The organism is Niallia nealsonii (genome assembly GCF_002835805.1).
Taxonomy (GTDB): Bacteria; Bacillota; Bacilli; order Bacillales; family Cytobacillaceae; genus Niallia; species Niallia nealsonii.
In genome coordinates, this window is record NZ_PISE01000013.1 from 37,425 (window position 1) to 54,316 (window position 16,892).

Genomic DNA, 16,892 nt, shown 5'->3' on the forward strand with positions numbered 1-16,892 from the left:
GAGTGAGTCGAATGAGCTTGATAGAAATAAAAAATGTTTCAAAAGTAATAAAAGGCAAAAAGATAATTGATTCTTTAAGTTTTAATGTAGAAGAAGGGGAAGTATTTGGTTTTCTTGGACCAAATGGAGCGGGCAAAACCACAACCATTCGAATGATGGTTGGATTAATCGATATTAGTGAGGGAGATATTTATATATGTGAACAGAGTGTAAAGAAAAACTTTGAGAAAGCAGTCCAGCATATTGGCGCAATTGTTGAAAATCCAGAAATGTATAAATTTTTAAGCGGCTATCATAATTTGCTTCATTATGCCCGCATGACAAAAGGAATAACAAAGGAAAAGATTATGGAGGTAGTGGAGCTTGTTGGCTTAACTGATCGAATCCATGATAAAGTCCGCACCTATTCTTTAGGGATGAGACAGCGTCTAGGACTCGCGCAAAGTTTGCTTCATGATCCAAAAGTGCTGATTTTAGATGAGCCGACAAATGGATTAGATCCCGCAGGCATTCGAGAGATTCGCGACCATTTGCGGATGCTTGCAAGAAATCGCAATATGGCCGTTATTGTTTCTAGCCATTTATTATCTGAAATGGAAATGATGTGTGACCGCATTGGGATTATTCAAGGCGGGAAATTGGTCGATGTACAATTAGTAAAAGACTTTGTCGGCAACATGGAACAAATGTATGAGATAGAGGTTAATCGGAAAGATGAGGCACTAAAGCTCATTCAGAAATATTTTCCTCAATCAAAAGCGGCTATTAATGATTTATATATTGAAGGCACTTTTTCAAAAGAAGACATACCAGCAATAATTCGTAAGTTTGTTGAAAGAGAAATTGATATTTATGGAATAAAAAAAATATCCAAAACATTAGAAGACCGTTTCTTAGAAGTAACTAGAGGGGAGGAAGAGGCATGATTGAGCTTGTCAGAAATGAATGGATGAAAATTTGGAGACGCCCTGCGACCATCGTTATGATTGGCATAATCCTATTAGTAGTTGCAGCAATCGGCATATTTACAAAATATCAGGAGAACGGTTTAACGGTTCCTAATAATGAGAACTGGAAACACGGTCTTGAATTAGAAAATAAAGGATACAAAGAACAACTAAAGGACGAGGCGCTTCCAGAAGAATCAGTTAATTATTATAAGCAGCAAATTGCCTTAAATGAGTATCGGCTCAAACATGATATTTCCACAAATACTGATTATTCAGTTTGGGATTTTGTATCAGACAGCTCCCAACTTATTTCTCTTGTAGCACTTTTTACCATTATTATTGCAGCAGGAATTGTTGCAAATGAATTTAACTGGGGAACCGTTAAACTACTCCTTATCAGGCCAATCAGCAGAACGAAAATTTTATTATCAAAATATATCATGATTATTGCCTTCGGTTTGCTTTTGTTAGTGGTTTTATTTCTATTTTCCTTTATACTAGGCGCTATCTTATTTGGATTACCAGAAGAAAGCTATCCATATTTAGCCTATTATAATGGAATAGTAAAAGAGCAAAGCATGATTGTTCATCTTATTGTCTATTATGGATTTAATTCAATAAGTATGCTGATGCTGTCAACAATGGCATTTATGATTTCAACTGTTTTCCGCAATAGTTCTTTAGCTATTGGCGTAGCGATCTTTTTAATGTTTATGGGGTCAACAGCAACCATGCTTTTAGCAAGCAGATTTGAATGGGCGAAATATATTTTGTTTGCCAATACAGATTTGCTCCGCTATTTTGATGGAGTTCCAATGGTAAGCGGTATGACGATAACCTTCTCCATTATTATGCTGATTTTGTATTTTTGTTTATTTCATTTTTTTGCGTTTTTCGTATTTAATAAACGAGATGTTGCTGCTTAAGATATAGACGGAATAACGATTACAGTTATTCCGTTTTTTATTTTGGAGAGGACGGCGAATAACCACAAAATGACCGCCGGAGAAGTAACCGTAAAAGAGCCTGATGAAAAAATGTCCTTTTACTGCTAAAAAGGGGGATACACTTAGAATGCCTGTTCTTTTCCTTTCTGTTATTGCTGCGTTATAATAAGAAAAAAGATGCGAGTGATAAGAAGGTGTTAGTAATGAACGGTGAGCCACTTGCTTATCGAATGCGGCCAACAACACTTGAAGAAATCGTTGGTCAAAAAGATGTTATTGGAAAGCAAACAACTTTATATAAAATGATCAAAAACGGCCATGTTCCATCCATGCTTTTGTATGGGGAACCTGGAATCGGAAAAACATCGATAGCGTTTGCTATTGCAGGTACAACCAATCTACCTTTTATTGCATTAAATGCAACAACCGCAGGCAAAAAAGATGTAGAACATGTAGTGGACGAAGCGAGATTAACGGGAAAAGTGATTTTATTCTTAGATGAAATCCATCGTTTTAATAAAGCTCAACAAGATTATTTGCTGCCACATGTGGAGCGTGGAGATATTGTATTAATAGGTGCGACGACGGAAAATCCTTTTCATGACGTAAATCCGGCGATTAGAAGCAGATGCGGACAAATAAAGCAATTAACCCGTCTAATTGCTCAAGATATTGAAGAATTATTGCATCGGGCCATAAATGAAAAAGAAAAAGGTCTAGGAAATCTTCAAATAGAAATAACAGAGAAGCAAATAAAAAGTATTGCAGCAGGTACGAACGGAGATGCGAGAAAATCTTTAACCCTGCTTGAGTCGATCGTATATTCTTCTGACAAAAAAGGGGAAGTTTTTATAGTGACAGATGAAACGGTGGAACAAATGATTGATAAAGTAGGAGTCTATGGAGATAAAAAAGGCTCTCATTTTTATAATCTATTATCCAGCTTGCAAAAAAGCATTAGAGGAAGCGATGTAGATGCAGCCCTTTATTATTTAGCCCATTTAATTGAAACAGGAGACTTAGTGGCGCTTAACCGCAGATTACTAGTAATTGCTTATGAAGATATTGGTCTTGCTAACACTTCTGTAGGAAATAATGTTTTAGCAGCGGTTACGGCAAGCGAGAGACTTGGACTGCCAGAAGCGAGAATTCCACTAGCTGTAGCTGTTGTGGAAATGTGCTTATCTTCTAAATCCAATTCTGCTTATCTTGCATTAGATAAAGCAATTGCTGCAATTCGTGCAGGAAATGTGGGGGAAATTCCTATGCATCTTAGAGATGGACATTATCAAGGAGCCAAAGCATTGGGACATGTTGGCTACGTTTACCCACATGATTTTCCAATCGGAACATTTGGGGGTTGGGTAAATCAACAGTATTTGCCAGAAAATATAGTGGGCACACAGTTTTATATGCCAATAGAAGCTGGAGAAGAAAAAAAACTTGGGGCTATTTATGAAAAGTTAGCAAGATTTCGTCAAGAAAAACAGGAATAATCTTAGAAAAAAGCGCTGCTAGACAAACGATGGGACTGCTCTTAAAAGGACAGGCCCGTTTTATTGTGCAAGAAGAAAAATGAGAAGCATAAACAAAATTAATAGAGGTGAAAAAGGATGAAGATAGACAAAGTAATTATCGACCATATAAAAATGCCTTTAGTGCACCCATTTGAAACAAGTTTTGGCAGAATGGTCGAGAAAGATTTTCTTGTTATTCAAATGTATAGTGGCGAATATATCGGCTATGGGGAGTCAGTAGCGCTCCCAGATCCCACTTATACAGAAGAAACCACTGGAACGATTTCCTATATGCTCGATCAATTTCTAATCCCATTATTGTTCCGCAATACAATTAATCATCCAGATGATATAACAACGATTTTTGCTCCCATCCGAAGAAATAATATGGCAAAAGCAGCGTTAGAAGGTGCAGTTTGGGATCTTCACAGTAAACAAAAAGGCATATCCTTAGCAACAGCTCTTGGCGGAAGCCGAAAAGAAATTGATGTTGGAGTCAGCATCGGCATTGAAAAGTCGATAGAGGATCTTCTCGGAAAGGTAGAACAATTTCTGCATGAAGGGTATAAAAAAATTAAAGTGAAAATTAAACCAGATTATGATATAGAACCGTTGCAAAAAATCAGAGAGCGATTTGGATATAATATTCCGTTAATGGCTGATGCAAATTCAGCATATACTTTACAAGATACAAATAAATTGCAAAAACTAGATCCGTTAAAATTGCTGATGATTGAACAGCCTTTAGGATTTGATGATATTGTGGACCATGCGAAACTGCAAAAACAGCTGACAACACCTATTTGTTTAGATGAAAGCATCAATTCGGCAGAAGATGCTCGCAAAGCAATTGAGTTAGGAAGCTGCCAAATTATTAATATTAAGATTGGCAGGGTAGGGGGATTGTCTGAAGCAAAAAAAATCCACGATCTGTGTGCCAAAAATAATATTCCGGTTTGGTGTGGGGGAATGTTAGAGGGGGGCATTGGTCGTGCCCATAATATTGCGATTACATCTTTAGCCAATTTTACTATTGCAGGAGATACATCTGCATCAAACAGATATTGGCATGAAGATATCATTTATCCAGAAGTAGTTCTATCAAAACCAGGAACGATACAAGTTCCAGCTGCTCCAGGAATTGGCTATGAACTAAAGGGAGACAGCATAAAAAAATATCGAATAAGCAGAAAAATATATGAAAATTAGATGATGTTTGTGATTTTTGGAAGAAAGGCAAAATCAATAAGTTTTCCATAAAATTAAAATCAAAAGGTACACGATATAAAAGAAGGAGGAGGTGGATAATGCAAGAAAAAATACATGCTTTAGTGGACAGCTATGAAAAAGAAGTGAAAGAAATGTATCATTATTTGCACCAAAATGGGGAAATTAGCTGGGAAGAGAAACAAACAACGGATTTTATATGTAAGCAGCTTAAACAACTGCAAATACCATATACTCGTTTTTCTGATCAAACGGGAGTAATTGGCTACTTTGGCAAAAAAGAAGAAGGACCTGTTGTCGGATTAAGAACAGATATGGATGCATTATGGCAAAATGTGAATGGCACCTGGAAGGCAAACCATTCCTGCGGACATGATGGGCATATGACGATTTTAATATTTGCATTAAAATGTTTAAAAGAATTAGGCATAGAACCAAAAGGGCTAATTAAAAGTATTTTTCAGCCTGCAGAAGAAACTGGAGGAGGAGCTCTATCTTTATTAAGGAAAGGCGTAATCGATGATATCGATTATTTGTTAGGACTTCATGTAAGGCCTATTCAAGAAATGAGGTTTCCAAACTGCTCTGCCGCTATTTATCATGGTGCTTCGACTATTTTAAAAGGAAGAATATTTGGCATGCAAGCACATGCTGCACGCCATCATTTAGGAGTGAATGTCATTGATAGCTTATCTTTAATTAATGCGACAATCCGGTCGATTCCAATTAATCCAGCAGTTCCCTCTACCATTAAAATGACATATGCACAAGCAGGAGGGAAAAACTTTAATATAATTCCTGATTATGGAGAATTCGGCATTGATATAAGGGCGCAAACGAATGAAGCAATGCAGGAGCTGCTGAAAAAGCTGAAAAAAGCAATTATAAATGCGGGAGAAGCAAATGGTGCAAAGGTAGAGATGGAGATTCTTGCTGAAATGGTAGCCGCAATCCCTAATCCAGCGATGGAAAAAATTGCAGCAGAAAGCATCGTTGAAATGCTTGGAGACGATAATCTAGTTCTGCCGCCAGTAACGCCAGGCGGAGAAGATTTTCATTTTTATTATCACCATAAAAGAAAGCTTAAAGCTACTATGATTGGGTTAGGAAGCGACTTGCAGCCAGGTCTTCATCATCCTAATATGTCTTTTAATTTAGATAGTTTGTTAAATGGAATTAAAATAATGGTGCTTGCTACAATCAAGCTGCTCCAAAATCCATAAGGCAAAAGAAAACGATACATAGAGTAAAGAAAGCTGTCTTAATTTTGGCAGCTTTGTTTTATTTTAAGTAAGCATTCCATAAAAGAATGCTCTTAAAAAGACAATAATAACATAAATGTGATATCCTATTAAATAGATTGGAAATACTATAAGAGAAAAAGTATATTTTATTGCCATAATATAAGGGGACCGCAAATAATGTCGAATTATGGTATAATCGTGGTTGCCTCTTTTCGTTATATAAAAAAATTATCACAAGGGACTAAAGTGGTTGATCAATAGGCAGGACCCTTATTGGAAAAAAATAGAGTCATTTACTAGTTTATAGAAAAAGGCTGTTTTCGTAAACTTTGTTGCTTTTAAAGGAGTAGGTTGATTTTCATTGCAGGCTGCTCGCTTTCCGTGGGGCGGGCGGTGAGCCTCCTCAGGCTGTGCCTGCGGGGTCTCACCTATTCCGCTAATCCCACAGGAGCTCGCACCTTTCACTCCAATCCACCTGTTTTAACAATGGATTTACTCATGGAAACGATCCGAAAAACAACCATCTTTTAGAAAACAGTCATAGAAAAATATTTGTATACTTAATGAAAATAAAGGGGGAATAGTGATGAAAATCTCAACAAAAGGTCGTTACGGATTAACCATCATGATGGAACTTGCAAAAAAACATGGTGAAGGACCAATCTCACTTAAAACAATTGCGCAATCTAATAATTTATCTGAACATTATTTGGAACAATTAGTTGCACCATTGCGAAATGCAGGGTTTGTCAGAAGCATTAGAGGAGCATACGGGGGATATGTTTTAGGAGATGATCCGGAGAAGATTACTGCTGGAGACATCATCCGAACATTAGAAGGTCCAATTAGTCCTGTAGAAGGATTAGAAGATGAAGAACCAGCAAAAAAAGCTCTATGGATGAAAATTAGAGATGCCGTAAAAGATGTATTAGATGGCACAACGATTAAGGATTTAGCGAATTATAAAGAAGATGGAAATATGCCAGATTCTTATATGTTTTATATTTAAGTATTGGCGACAATTAATCATTGTGATAGTTTATGCAAAATGTAAGTCTAATTATATATAGTAGGTGAATGAATTGAAAAAAATTTACCTGGATCATGCGGCAACAGCCCCTATGCATCCAAAAGTAATTGATAGAATGCATCAAGTGATGAACACTGTTTTTGGAAATCCATCGAGCATTCATTCATATGGTCGTGAAGCAAGAAATATTGTCGATAAAGCAAGAGATACTTTTGCCCAAAGCATTGGAGCACAAAGTACAGAGATTGTATTTACAAGCGGCGGAACGGAAGCAGATAATCATGCCATTTTTGGCGTTGCTGAAAGTTTAAAGCATAAAGGCAAACATATTATTACTTCGCAAATTGAACATCATGCTGTTTTGCATGCATGTGAACAATTAGAGAAAAACGGCTATGAAGTAACGTATTTGCCTGTTAATGAGTTTGGAATAATTAATATGGAAGATTTTGCACATGCATTGCGAGAAGATACAATCCTTGTTACGATAATGTATGGAAACAATGAAGTAGGCAGTCTGCAGCCAATTACAGAAATTGGAGAAATGCTGAAAAATCATCAAGCCGTTTTTCATACAGATGCTGTACAGGCATATGGTTTAGAGGAAATTAATGTGAAAAAACAGCATATTAATTTATTGAGTGTATCTTCCCATAAAATAAATGGTCCAAAAGGAATTGGATTTTTATATATTGAAAATGGCATTAGCCTATCTCCTCGTCTGTACGGGGGCGAACAGGAACGCAAGCGCAGAGCAGGAACAGAAAATGTTCCTGCAGTAGCAGGATTTCAGACAGCAGTGGAAATTGCGGAAGCAGAACGGGAGCAGAAAAGAGCATTGTTTACTCGATATAAAGAAATTCTCTTTAAGCAACTAGACTCACAACAAATAGAATATGTGCCAAACGGATTAGTTGATAAATCCCTCCCACATGTTTTAAACTTAAGCTTTCCCGGAACAAATGTGGAGGCAATGCTAGTGAATTTAGATTTAGCAGGAATTGCGGTATCAAGCGGTTCTGCATGTACGGCAGGTTCTGTTGATCCATCACATGTACTTGTGAGTATGTTTGGAGAAAACTCAGAGAGAACACAAAATTCGATTCGTTTTAGTTTCGGTTTAAATAATACGGTAGAACAAATAACAAAAGCCGGTCAAGAATTAGGGAAAATAGTACAAAGATTAACAAGATAAAAGGCAGAACTTGATTACTCTACTGTAAATTTCCCTATAGAAGGACGGAAAAAGATATAGGGGTGGAAACAACAAATGGAAAAGGCACCAAAAGATACAAGAGTAGTTGTTGGAATGTCAGGGGGAGTGGATTCCTCTGTTGCAGCATTATTGCTAAAAGAGCAAGGGTATGATGTTATTGGGATTTTCATGAAAAATTGGGATGATACAGATGAATTTGGCGTTTGTACAGCAACTGAAGATTACGAGGATGTTATACGTGTTTGTAATCAATTAGAAATTCCCTATTATGCCGTGAATTTTGAAAAGCAATATTGGGACAAAGTATTTACGTATTTTTTAGAGGAGTATAAAGCGGGCAGAACACCAAATCCAGATGTTATGTGCAATAAAGAGATTAAATTCAAAGCGTTCTTAGAGCATGCAATGAATCTAGGCGCTGATTATCTAGCTACAGGACATTATGCTCAAGTAGTCAGAGAAAATGACAAAGTCCGCATGCTTCGTGGAAAAGATGAAAATAAGGATCAAACATATTTTCTCAATCAACTAACGGAAGAGCAGTTGGAAAAAGTAATGTTCCCAATAGGAAGTATGGAAAAATCGAAAGTGCGGGAATTGGCAGCAAAAGCGAATCTCGCAACAGCAACAAAAAAAGATAGTACAGGGATATGTTTTATTGGCGAACGTAATTTCAAAGAATTTCTAAGTGGCTATTTGCCTGCACAAAAAGGAAATATGGAAACTTTTGATGGTAAAGTAGTCGGACGCCATGACGGATTAATGTATTATACAATTGGACAAAGACATGGTCTTGGTATCGGTGGAAGCGGCGATCCTTGGTTTGTAATCGGTAAAGACTTAAATAGAAATGTATTATACGTTGATCAAGGTTTCCATCATGAAAAATTATACTCAGATAGTATTATTGCGACAAATGTCAGCTGGGTTTCCAAAGATAAAATGCCTGCATCTTTTGCGTGCACAGCTAAATTCAGATATCGCCAGCCAGACAATAAAGTCACGGTTGAGATATTGGATGAAACAAGTGTAAAAGTAATTTTTGATGAGCCTATTCGTGCTGTAACTCCAGGCCAAGCTGTAGTATTTTATCAAGGCGAAGAATGTTTAGGCGGAGGAACAATTGATCAAGTATTTAAAAATAACGATAGACTAACATATGTTGGCTAAATATTTTTAAAGAAATATTAAAGGCTAGTCCTGATTTATATCCTGAAGATGCAATTGCTTTTGAGGAAAATTCTGGGCTGGCATTTAGTGTTTCTTTTTTTTGTAAGAGATGCTAATAACAGATGATATGATAAAATGATTTTTGGCTAGTTGGAAAATGCATCGTAAAAGGAAGTGAATAACGAGGCGATAGAGGTAGCCAGAAGGATAAATATGCTATAATTTGTACATAGAAATGGAGTGTTTTAAGTGGAAAATAATGAATTGGGTATTCAATATATGCAAGAAGGAAAATGGGAAGAAGCAGCAAAAGTATTTATGGAAGAGATTGAAAAAGCTCCCAATAACCCTGTGTCCTACATTAACTTCGGCAACGTCTTATCGGCATTAGGAGATCAGGAAAGAGCCTTAACTTTTTATAAAAAAGCAATAGAAATAGATGGAAATGCTGCTGCTGCTTATTATAGTGCAGGAAATGTTTATTTTGAGCAGGAACAGTTGATAGAAGCAAAAGAGATGTTTGAAGCAGCTATTAATAAAGGGTTGGAAAATAGTGATACTTTTTTTATGCTAGGACTGACATTGATTGGACTAGAACAGTCAACATTTGCAATTCCTTATCTGCAGCGAGCGGTAGAATTAAATGACAAGGATGCAGAGGCGTATTTTCAGCTAGGTCTATGCCTTGCACAAGCTGAATACATCGATGAAGCAATTGAACAATTTAACCGCTGTGTTCAAATAGATGAGTTCCATGCAGATGCTTATTACAATTTAGGGGTTGCATATGGATTTAAAGAGCAAGGAGAGCATGCAATGGACATGTTTGATAAAGCATTAGCCATTCAGCCAGATCATATGCTTGCAGGATACGGAAAAAAAATTCTAGAAGCAGAATAAATTTGTTTTATAGACCAAAATAGAAGAAATCTAAAAATCATTAAATAGAAAGGAGGGAGAAGATTGAAAGAACAAGAATCATTGGATCTTTTTAAAGAAGAGCCTACTTATGTAAAAGGACATCATCTTGTCACGATTTTTTATAATGAACAAAATTTGTATACGGTCATGAGAATCAGGATCGAAGAAACAAATGCTAATTATGAAGATAAAGAAGCGGTTATTACAGGGTATTTGCCTAAAATTCATGAACAGGAAACATATTGTTTTTTTGGGGATTTTAAAGAACATCCGAAATTTGGCAAACAATTTATTGTGACATCCTTTCGCAAAGAAATGCCTCAGACAAAACAGGGGATTATTACTTACCTATCTAGTGATTTGTTTAAAGGAATCGGCGTTAAAACAGCAGAAAGCATTGTGGACACCCTTGGAGAAAATTCGATATCACGGATTTTAAGCAAGCCATCATTGCTTGAAACAGTGCCCAAACTCCCTCCAGACAAAGCTAAATCTGTATATGACACATTAATGAAGCACCAAGGGCTGGAACAAGCGATGATTGCACTAAATGAATATGGGTTTGGTCCACAGCTTTCGATGAAAATATACCAAACCTATAAAGAAACGACTTTGGATATTATTCAAAATAATCCATATCAATTAGTAGAAGATGTAGAAGGAATTGGTTTTGGAAGAGCCGATGATTTAGGATCACAGTTAGGTTTGACAGGTAATCACCCAGATCGATTAAAGGCAGGCTGCTTTTATATTTTAGAATTAGCCAGTCAGCAAGCAGGCCATGTTTATTTAGATCTACAGGTTTTGCTTGAGAAAGTGAAAGATCTTTTAGAAGAAAATAAGAAAGAAGAAATTGAGTTTTCAAGCATTGCAGAGCAGATTATTCAATTAGAAGAAGAAGGGAAAATAATCGGAGAAGAGAAAAAGGTTTATCTCCCTTCTCTCTATTTTTCCGAAAAAGGACTTGTTCGCAATATTAAACGAATCCTTGATCAAACAGAATATAAAGACCAATTTCCTGAATCGGAATTTTTATTAGCATTAGGAGATTTAGAGGATCGTCTTGGTGTACAATACGCTCCATCGCAAAAAGAAGCGATTCAAACAGCTTTAATGTCGCCGATGCTGATGTTAACAGGGGGTCCTGGTACAGGGAAAACAACGGTAATTAAAGGGATCGTGGAGCTTTATGGAGAGTTGCATGGATGTTCATTAGATTCAAGCATGTATAAAAAAGAAGAAGTATTCCCATTTGTACTGGCTGCGCCAACTGGTCGAGCAGCAAAAAGAATGACAGAATCGACAGGGCTTCCTGCTGTGACTATTCACCGTTTATTAGGGTGGAATGGTTCCGGTGGATTTGACCGTGATGAAGATAATCCTCTTTCTGGGAAAATTTTAATTGTAGATGAAACTTCTATGGTAGATATTTGGCTTGCTCATCAATTATTTAAGGCAGTGCCAGAGCATATGCAAGTAATCCTTGTAGGCGATGAAGACCAGTTGCCGTCTGTTGGTCCAGGACAAGTGCTAAAAGATCTGCTTGCCTCTGAATGCATTCCAACAGTAAGATTAACTGATATTTACCGTCAGGCAGAAGGGTCTTCCATTATTGAACTTGCCCATGAAATCAAAAAGGGGGGCTTGCCTGAAAATCTTACTATGCAGCAAAATGACCGCTCTTTTATTAAATGCACACAAGGACAAATTGGAGAAGCAATCAAAAAGGTAGTTTTAAATGCGAAGAAAAAAGGATATGCACCAATGGATATCCAAGTGCTCGCACCTATGTACCGTGGACCTGCGGGAATTGATCGGATGAATGTTATTTTGCAAGAAATATTAAATCCAAACTCAGAGGGCAGAAGAAAAGAATTAAAGTTTGGCGAGGTTGTATACCGAATTGGCGATAAAGTACTGCAGCTTGTTAATCAGCCAGAAAACCATGTATATAATGGGGATATGGGAGAGATTGTCTCTATCTTTTATGCAAAAGAAAATACAGAAAAGCAAGATATGATTGTTGTTTCTTTTGATGGAATCGAAACGACTTATACGAGACAAGATTTGCATCAGATCACCCATGCTTTTTGCTGTTCTGTCCATAAATCACAAGGAAGCGAGTTTCCAATTGTTATTATGCCGATTGTAAAAAGCTATTACCGTATGTTGAGAAGAAATTTAATTTACACGGGAATTACAAGAAGCAAGCAATTTTTAATTTTACTTGGTGAAGTGGAAGCAATGGAGATTGGCGTAAAGCGCAATGATGAATTGTTAAGGCAAACGACATTGCAAGAGAAATTAAAAGAAATATTATCTGATTCTGAAGGTCCCCCAGTAGAAATTAAAATGGAGGAAGCAGAAGAGGAAGAGATTTCTTTATTATACACCGATCGAATGAATGAAATAGATCCATTAATCGGCATGGAAAACGTTACACCGTATGACTTTATGGAAAAGGATGGAGATTATCCTTGAAACACTATGGGATTTTGATATATCAACATTTGTCTTAAAGTTTAATTGGATTTATTTCTTGTGATTTTTTATCGAAAGTTAAAAAAACGTGACTTTTATGTGACTTTAATTTTAAGTTAATTTCGTTTTTGAAATTAACTTAAAATTAAACGTGAAATTAAAAAGTCGGGGTTGAAACATAAATGTCAGTTATTGAAATTATTACTTCAATTAATGAACGTAAAGATATAAAAAAGAATAGTACAAAAAACTAAAAATGAGTGAACCAACATCCTCTCAAAAAATTCAAGAAGAAGATTACGTATGGGATAGCAAGGAAAGAAAATATCTCAAAAATCCCAATATGGTATTAAATGAAGTTGCGTTCACAATTGAAGATGATGAGAGTAAAGATGAAATGGATCATAAAAGCATCGATGAAAGTAAATTGAAAAATCAAAAATGAAATGAATTTAGAAATTGATGATTTAATCAATTCGATATGTGAAAAAAAGTTTGTGCCACCTACCAATCGCATTAGAAGCGATATATAAGGAATGCTTTCTAAAACGATTAAATGCAACTGCTTTGTACAGTTGTATAATATTATAAGTTTCATCACTTATAGAATATTCTCTATACAGATTTAACTATAACCCAACTACACGTAATCCAGTTTATGTAAAAAATATACATTCACCTTAAATGTTATTTGATCAACTTAATTTACGATTAAAAAACCTTTATAGCATACAAAAAGATATTTCCTCTGTTTTTCCGTATACTATAAAGGTAAATAGATCCTACTAACATACTTATATCAAAGACTAAAGTAGAAAAGACTAAGGATTAGGTAGAATCTCAGCACCAGAGAACGTTACTGGTCCAATTACAGTAGCACTGCCAGTAACCACTCTAGCTTCCAAGTAATAAAGAACATCTCCAGTAGTTTTAGGTAGGTCAATATGCTCGAATGTAGTGTTTTGATTAGCATCAGACCCTGCTTCTCCAGATTGTCTTGTAGTAAAGATGACTGTACCAGTATTAGGGTTGTCCCTAAGAATTGCAAATTCTACTGTTGTTTCAGCAGCATTTGCTGCCCAACCAATAGTAGCTTCCAGTTGTACTTTGTTACTAGAGTTGTCGATAGTTACTGTTCTCGGACCATTTAATGAAGCGATTACACGAAAAGTTAGAAGCAACGGGATTGCAACAGTACCAGAAGTATTGCTGACAGGTGAAGTAGAATTAAACTCGTTTAGCAGACTCATTTTTCTCCCCCCTTTCATACTATATAAAATGCAATTTGGAAGCATTTTGATTCGGACAAATAGTTTATTATTTGTAATAAGTAAATAAAAATGATTCATTTTCATCATATTTTTTCAGCTATACTTATACTGATTCACGTTTTGATCAACAAAAAGAGAAGGTCCTCCCTTAATGGATAAACATCCTTTTGCTTATTTTTTCTGTTTACTTATAAACCTCATTAGTAGATTAACCTCTATCAATTAAATCAATTAAACAAGACTGAAACGGATCAAGAATTGTGGGTCGATATTCCCAATTATGAAGGTTTGTTTCTGATAAGTTCATTGGATAAAATAGTTTTGAGAATTGATTCAAGAAGATCATTATAGAAGCGAGAGAATCAAAAAGTCATGGCTATGCGACTGTACAGCTTGTTAAAAGGGGAAAAAAACATTTAGAATTAGCGATTTTATGAGGCTGATTTTCGATATAGAAGTAGAAGATCATAATAAACAAAAAGAAAAAGAGGAAAAGATAGGTGGAGAAGAATAGTGTTATTTACCAGATTATGAAGACATTTATGAATTAGTTCGATGGGTAGAGTTTGTAGCGTAGATAAATGAAAAAGCTATAGTTTGTTTTGATTTGGCGATTGGCATATGTAGTTAGAAGGGTGGTTCTTATTTTGGGACAGCCCTTTTCGAGCGCCAATTGTTAATTATGGGAATGATTTCAGTGCATGTTTCTCTTTCGAAGACTTAAACTAATGATATCTTCAGCTTGGTTAAACTGAGTGGATATTCCAATCTTGCAAAAAAACTTTTCATTAAAAAAACATGCCGACTCCTAAAAAAGAATGGAAAGTGATGGTATATAATGGCAGGTATTTGGAGAGGATGGAAATAATTAGGGTTCTTAATTGTTTTTATTTAAACGGACAAAAAAGTGCCTACCACATATAAAATGTTTAAATGGGGTGCATTCCATATGATGATCTGTCCAAACTGCCAAAGCAAAGATATTGGAAAAATCGGCATTAATCAATATTACTGTTGGAGCTGTTTTATTGAATTATCATTAGTAAAAGGGGTAATTCATACACATCAAGTTGAAGAGGATGGGAGCTTAAGTTCACTTGATGATTTATTTGAAGAAGATGATCGCCGTTTTATTCTTTAGGTAGTCTTCTGTTCATTTAGCTCAGAAAAAGTGAAAATTGCTTAAGCTTTCGTGAATAAATGATAGCGAGGTGCACTTAGATGGGCAAAACATTAAATACTTTGCTAGTAGTTGGAGCTGGTGTTGCTGTATACAACTATATGCAAAAAAATCATATAATCAGCAATAAACAAATGAAGAAACTGCAAAAACGTGTGATGAAAGCGTTATAAAGTGAAACTTCAATCAGTGAGGGTTTTCTTCATCCCCCACTGATTGTTAGTTGAACCAATCAGGCTTTTATGGGCTAGTTTGACCACCTGGATTTCTCGTTTTCTCTTACCATCCCTTAGGTGGGGATTTTACTGCCCGTTACTGCGTGATAAATTTTTAAAAAGTAGGATGCCGTTTTAGGTATTCCTACTTTTTGCATAAATTCTCCTCGTTCTACTCAAAATATGGTAGGAGGGGATTAGATGGATATTCAGATTAAATGGTATTATCGGTTAGGGTTTTCTCTATTAGTATTTATTGTTCTTTTTATCTTTGTCAAACTATCTCCGATATGGCTGCCAGTTGTAAGTATACTGCTAAAAGTCATTTCTCCATTTATCATCGGTGCATTTATTACGTATTTACTGCATCCTGTCATTGAATGGCTCCATGAAAAAGGATTGCACCGCGGTTTGGCCGTTGCTCTTATTTATATCTTATTTTTTGGCGGAATTGGCTATGGATTTTATAAAGGTATTCCTGTGTTTATCGAACAGCTTGAAGAGTTGACAGAGAGTGCTCCAGAACTTTCTAATCAGTATCGGGATTGGATACAATACATACAAGAAAAAACAAAGGAATGGCCTGAAAATATGCAAGAAAAGGTTGATAATGGCATTGAATCCTTTGAAGTGAAAATGGATGAGCTGTTAACGAAAGTGATTAAAGGGGCTATGGGGATTGTCAATTCCGTTCTTATCATTATGCTTATCCCATTTATATCATTTTATATGTTAAAAGATATAAATGCTGTCAAAAAGGCAACAGCATTTATTACACCTGCTAAATGGAGGAATAGTGGCTCCTTATTTCTTAAAGATGTTAATTTATCTTTAGGCAGCTATATAAGAGGACAATTATTGGTTTGTTTTATTATTGGTTTTATTTCGACCCTATTATTTTGGTTTTTTCATATGAAATATCCTCTTGTTTTAGGAATTATTATTGGCATTACAAATGTCATTCCCTATTTTGGCCCAATAATTGGAGCGGTGCCGGCTGTTATTATTGCAAGCACGATATCTGTTAAAATGCTGCTGATTACGGCCATCATCATCATTGTCTTGCAATTTTTAGAAGGGAATATTTTATCTCCCTTTATTGTAGGGAAAAGCATGCATATGCACCCATTATTTATTATGTTTGCTCTGCTCCTCGGAGGAGAAGTTGGTGGAATAATTGGCATGATTATTGCTGTTCCTGTTCTTTCTATATTGAGAGTAGCTCTTATTCATTTACGTAAGCATTTTGGAAAAAAGACATAGATGGTCTAACATGATACTATATTGACAATACTGCATAATAATCAGTATAATGCGAAATGTAGAATTAAATTTTGATAAAATGTTGATAGATTAAAGTAGATTATAGTCCGCTTAATGCATAGGCATGGCAGAGAGGAATTTCCATAGGCTGCAAGGAATTCTAAGTGAGGGATAATCGAAAGCTAGTTCTTGAATGCAGCTAATCCCTGCCGTAGTTCCGCGTTAAGGAACTAATGAGAGATGGTAGATTTTTTACCGTA

16 protein-coding genes are annotated in these 16,892 nt (G+C 35.8%); 14 read left to right on the forward strand and 2 right to left on the reverse strand.

All coding sequences use genetic code 11. From position 1 onward, the window contains the following. Window positions 1-11: 11 nt before the first annotated feature. The 5 genes from CWS01_RS06480 (at window position 12) to CWS01_RS06500 (ending at window position 5,864) form a co-directional block, all read left to right on the forward strand. Window positions 12-926 (forward strand): ABC transporter ATP-binding protein, encoded by a 915-nt coding sequence (locus CWS01_RS06480; protein ID WP_101176382.1) that lies wholly within the window; start codon window positions 12-14, stop codon window positions 924-926. Further along, window positions 923-1,876 carry an ABC transporter permease gene (locus CWS01_RS06485; protein ID WP_101176383.1) on the forward strand — a complete coding sequence of 318 codons (954 nt, stop codon included), beginning with the start codon at window positions 923-925 and terminating at the stop codon, window positions 1,874-1,876. Before CWS01_RS06480 ends, CWS01_RS06485 begins: the two co-directional genes overlap by 4 nt. A 224-nt stretch (window positions 1,877-2,100) precedes the next feature. After that, window positions 2,101-3,393, forward strand: coding sequence for a replication-associated recombination protein A (locus tag CWS01_RS06490; protein ID WP_101176384.1), 1,293 nt, complete (start codon window positions 2,101-2,103; stop codon window positions 3,391-3,393). A 117-nt stretch (window positions 3,394-3,510) separates the two neighbouring features. After that, window positions 3,511-4,623, forward strand: coding sequence for an o-succinylbenzoate synthase (menC, locus tag CWS01_RS06495; protein ID WP_101176385.1), 1,113 nt, complete (start codon window positions 3,511-3,513; stop codon window positions 4,621-4,623). 98 nt (window positions 4,624-4,721) lie between these two features. Then, on the forward strand, window positions 4,722-5,864 hold the full coding sequence (locus CWS01_RS06500; RefSeq protein WP_101176386.1) for a M20 peptidase aminoacylase family protein: 1,143 nt from the start codon (window positions 4,722-4,724) through the stop codon (window positions 5,862-5,864). A gap of 291 nt (window positions 5,865-6,155) precedes the next feature. Here the strand turns inward: CWS01_RS06500 and CWS01_RS06505 are convergent, their stop codons facing one another. Next, window positions 6,156-6,350, reverse strand: a complete 195-nt coding sequence (locus CWS01_RS06505; RefSeq protein ID WP_101176387.1) for a hypothetical protein — start codon at window positions 6,348-6,350, stop codon at window positions 6,156-6,158. A gap of 121 nt (window positions 6,351-6,471) precedes the next feature. Here CWS01_RS06505 and cymR point away from each other — a divergent pair, with 121 nt between their 5' ends. The 6 genes from cymR to CWS01_RS06535 all read left to right on the forward strand — a co-directional run bounded on the left by cymR (window position 6,472) and on the right by CWS01_RS06535 (window position 13,148). Further along, a complete protein-coding gene (cymR, locus tag CWS01_RS06510) occupies window positions 6,472-6,894 on the forward strand; it encodes a cysteine metabolism transcriptional regulator CymR (RefSeq protein ID WP_101176388.1) in 423 nt (140 codons plus the stop codon). A 73-nt stretch (window positions 6,895-6,967) separates the two neighbouring features. Continuing rightward, window positions 6,968-8,110 carry a cysteine desulfurase family protein gene (locus CWS01_RS06515; RefSeq protein ID WP_101176389.1) on the forward strand — a complete coding sequence of 381 codons (1,143 nt, stop codon included), beginning with the start codon at window positions 6,968-6,970 and terminating at the stop codon, window positions 8,108-8,110. Window positions 8,111-8,185: 75 nt separating this feature from the next. After that, window positions 8,186-9,301 (forward strand): tRNA 2-thiouridine(34) synthase MnmA, encoded by a 1,116-nt coding sequence (mnmA, locus tag CWS01_RS06520; RefSeq protein WP_101176390.1) that lies wholly within the window; start codon window positions 8,186-8,188, stop codon window positions 9,299-9,301. A gap of 249 nt (window positions 9,302-9,550) precedes the next feature. Then, on the forward strand, window positions 9,551-10,201 hold the full coding sequence (locus tag CWS01_RS06525) for a tetratricopeptide repeat protein (RefSeq protein ID WP_101176391.1): 651 nt from the start codon (window positions 9,551-9,553) through the stop codon (window positions 10,199-10,201). Between the two features lie 63 nt (window positions 10,202-10,264). Further along, entirely contained in the window at window positions 10,265-12,703 is a 2,439-nt protein-coding gene (recD2, locus tag CWS01_RS06530; protein ID WP_101176392.1) for an SF1B family DNA helicase RecD2, read from the forward strand. 256 nt (window positions 12,704-12,959) lie between these two features. Then, entirely contained in the window at window positions 12,960-13,148 is a 189-nt protein-coding gene (locus CWS01_RS06535) for a hypothetical protein (RefSeq protein ID WP_101176393.1), read from the forward strand. A gap of 376 nt (window positions 13,149-13,524) precedes the next feature. Here CWS01_RS06535 and CWS01_RS06540 read toward each other — a convergent pair whose 3' ends face one another. After that, window positions 13,525-13,953 carry a hypothetical protein gene (locus CWS01_RS06540; RefSeq protein WP_101176394.1) on the reverse strand — a complete coding sequence of 143 codons (429 nt, stop codon included), beginning with the start codon at window positions 13,951-13,953 and terminating at the stop codon, window positions 13,525-13,527. A gap of 970 nt (window positions 13,954-14,923) precedes the next feature. On the opposite strand from CWS01_RS06540, the gene CWS01_RS06545 reads away from it, so the two are divergent. From CWS01_RS06545 to CWS01_RS06555, 3 genes are all read left to right on the forward strand, one after another. Continuing rightward, on the forward strand, window positions 14,924-15,115 hold the full coding sequence (locus tag CWS01_RS06545) for a hypothetical protein (protein WP_101176395.1): 192 nt from the start codon (window positions 14,924-14,926) through the stop codon (window positions 15,113-15,115). 80 nt (window positions 15,116-15,195) lie between these two features. Then, window positions 15,196-15,327 (forward strand): YrzQ family protein, encoded by a 132-nt coding sequence (locus tag CWS01_RS06550; protein ID WP_101176396.1) that lies wholly within the window; start codon window positions 15,196-15,198, stop codon window positions 15,325-15,327. Window positions 15,328-15,570: 243 nt separating this feature from the next. Next, the gene (locus CWS01_RS06555; protein ID WP_101176397.1) at window positions 15,571-16,632 is read left to right on the forward strand and encodes an AI-2E family transporter; all 1,062 of its coding nucleotides are present in this window, start codon (window positions 15,571-15,573) and stop codon (window positions 16,630-16,632) included. Window positions 16,633-16,892: the final 260 nt, after the last annotated feature.

Bases quoted from the DNA above. Each gene is read 5' to 3' on its own strand.
- CWS01_RS06480 (WP_101176382.1), top strand. From the start codon at position 12: ATGAGCTTGATAGAAATAAAAAATGTTTCAAAAGTAATAAAAGGCAAA.
- CWS01_RS06485 (WP_101176383.1), top strand. From the start codon at position 923: ATGATTGAGCTTGTCAGAAATGAATGGATGAAAATTTGGAGACGCCCT.
- CWS01_RS06490 (WP_101176384.1), top strand. From the start codon at position 2,101: ATGAACGGTGAGCCACTTGCTTATCGAATGCGGCCAACAACACTTGAA.
- menC (WP_101176385.1), top strand. From the start codon at position 3,511: ATGAAGATAGACAAAGTAATTATCGACCATATAAAAATGCCTTTAGTG.
- CWS01_RS06500 (WP_101176386.1), top strand. From the start codon at position 4,722: ATGCAAGAAAAAATACATGCTTTAGTGGACAGCTATGAAAAAGAAGTG.
- cymR (WP_101176388.1), top strand. From the start codon at position 6,472: ATGAAAATCTCAACAAAAGGTCGTTACGGATTAACCATCATGATGGAA.
- mnmA (WP_101176390.1), top strand. From the start codon at position 8,186: ATGGAAAAGGCACCAAAAGATACAAGAGTAGTTGTTGGAATGTCAGGG.
- CWS01_RS06535 (WP_101176393.1), top strand. From the start codon at position 12,960: ATGAGTGAACCAACATCCTCTCAAAAAATTCAAGAAGAAGATTACGTA.
- CWS01_RS06540 (WP_101176394.1), bottom strand. From the start codon at position 13,953: ATGAGTCTGCTAAACGAGTTTAATTCTACTTCACCTGTCAGCAATACT.
- CWS01_RS06545 (WP_101176395.1), top strand. From the start codon at position 14,924: ATGATGATCTGTCCAAACTGCCAAAGCAAAGATATTGGAAAAATCGGC.
- CWS01_RS06550 (WP_101176396.1), top strand. From the start codon at position 15,196: ATGGGCAAAACATTAAATACTTTGCTAGTAGTTGGAGCTGGTGTTGCT.
- CWS01_RS06555 (WP_101176397.1), top strand. From the start codon at position 15,571: ATGGATATTCAGATTAAATGGTATTATCGGTTAGGGTTTTCTCTATTA.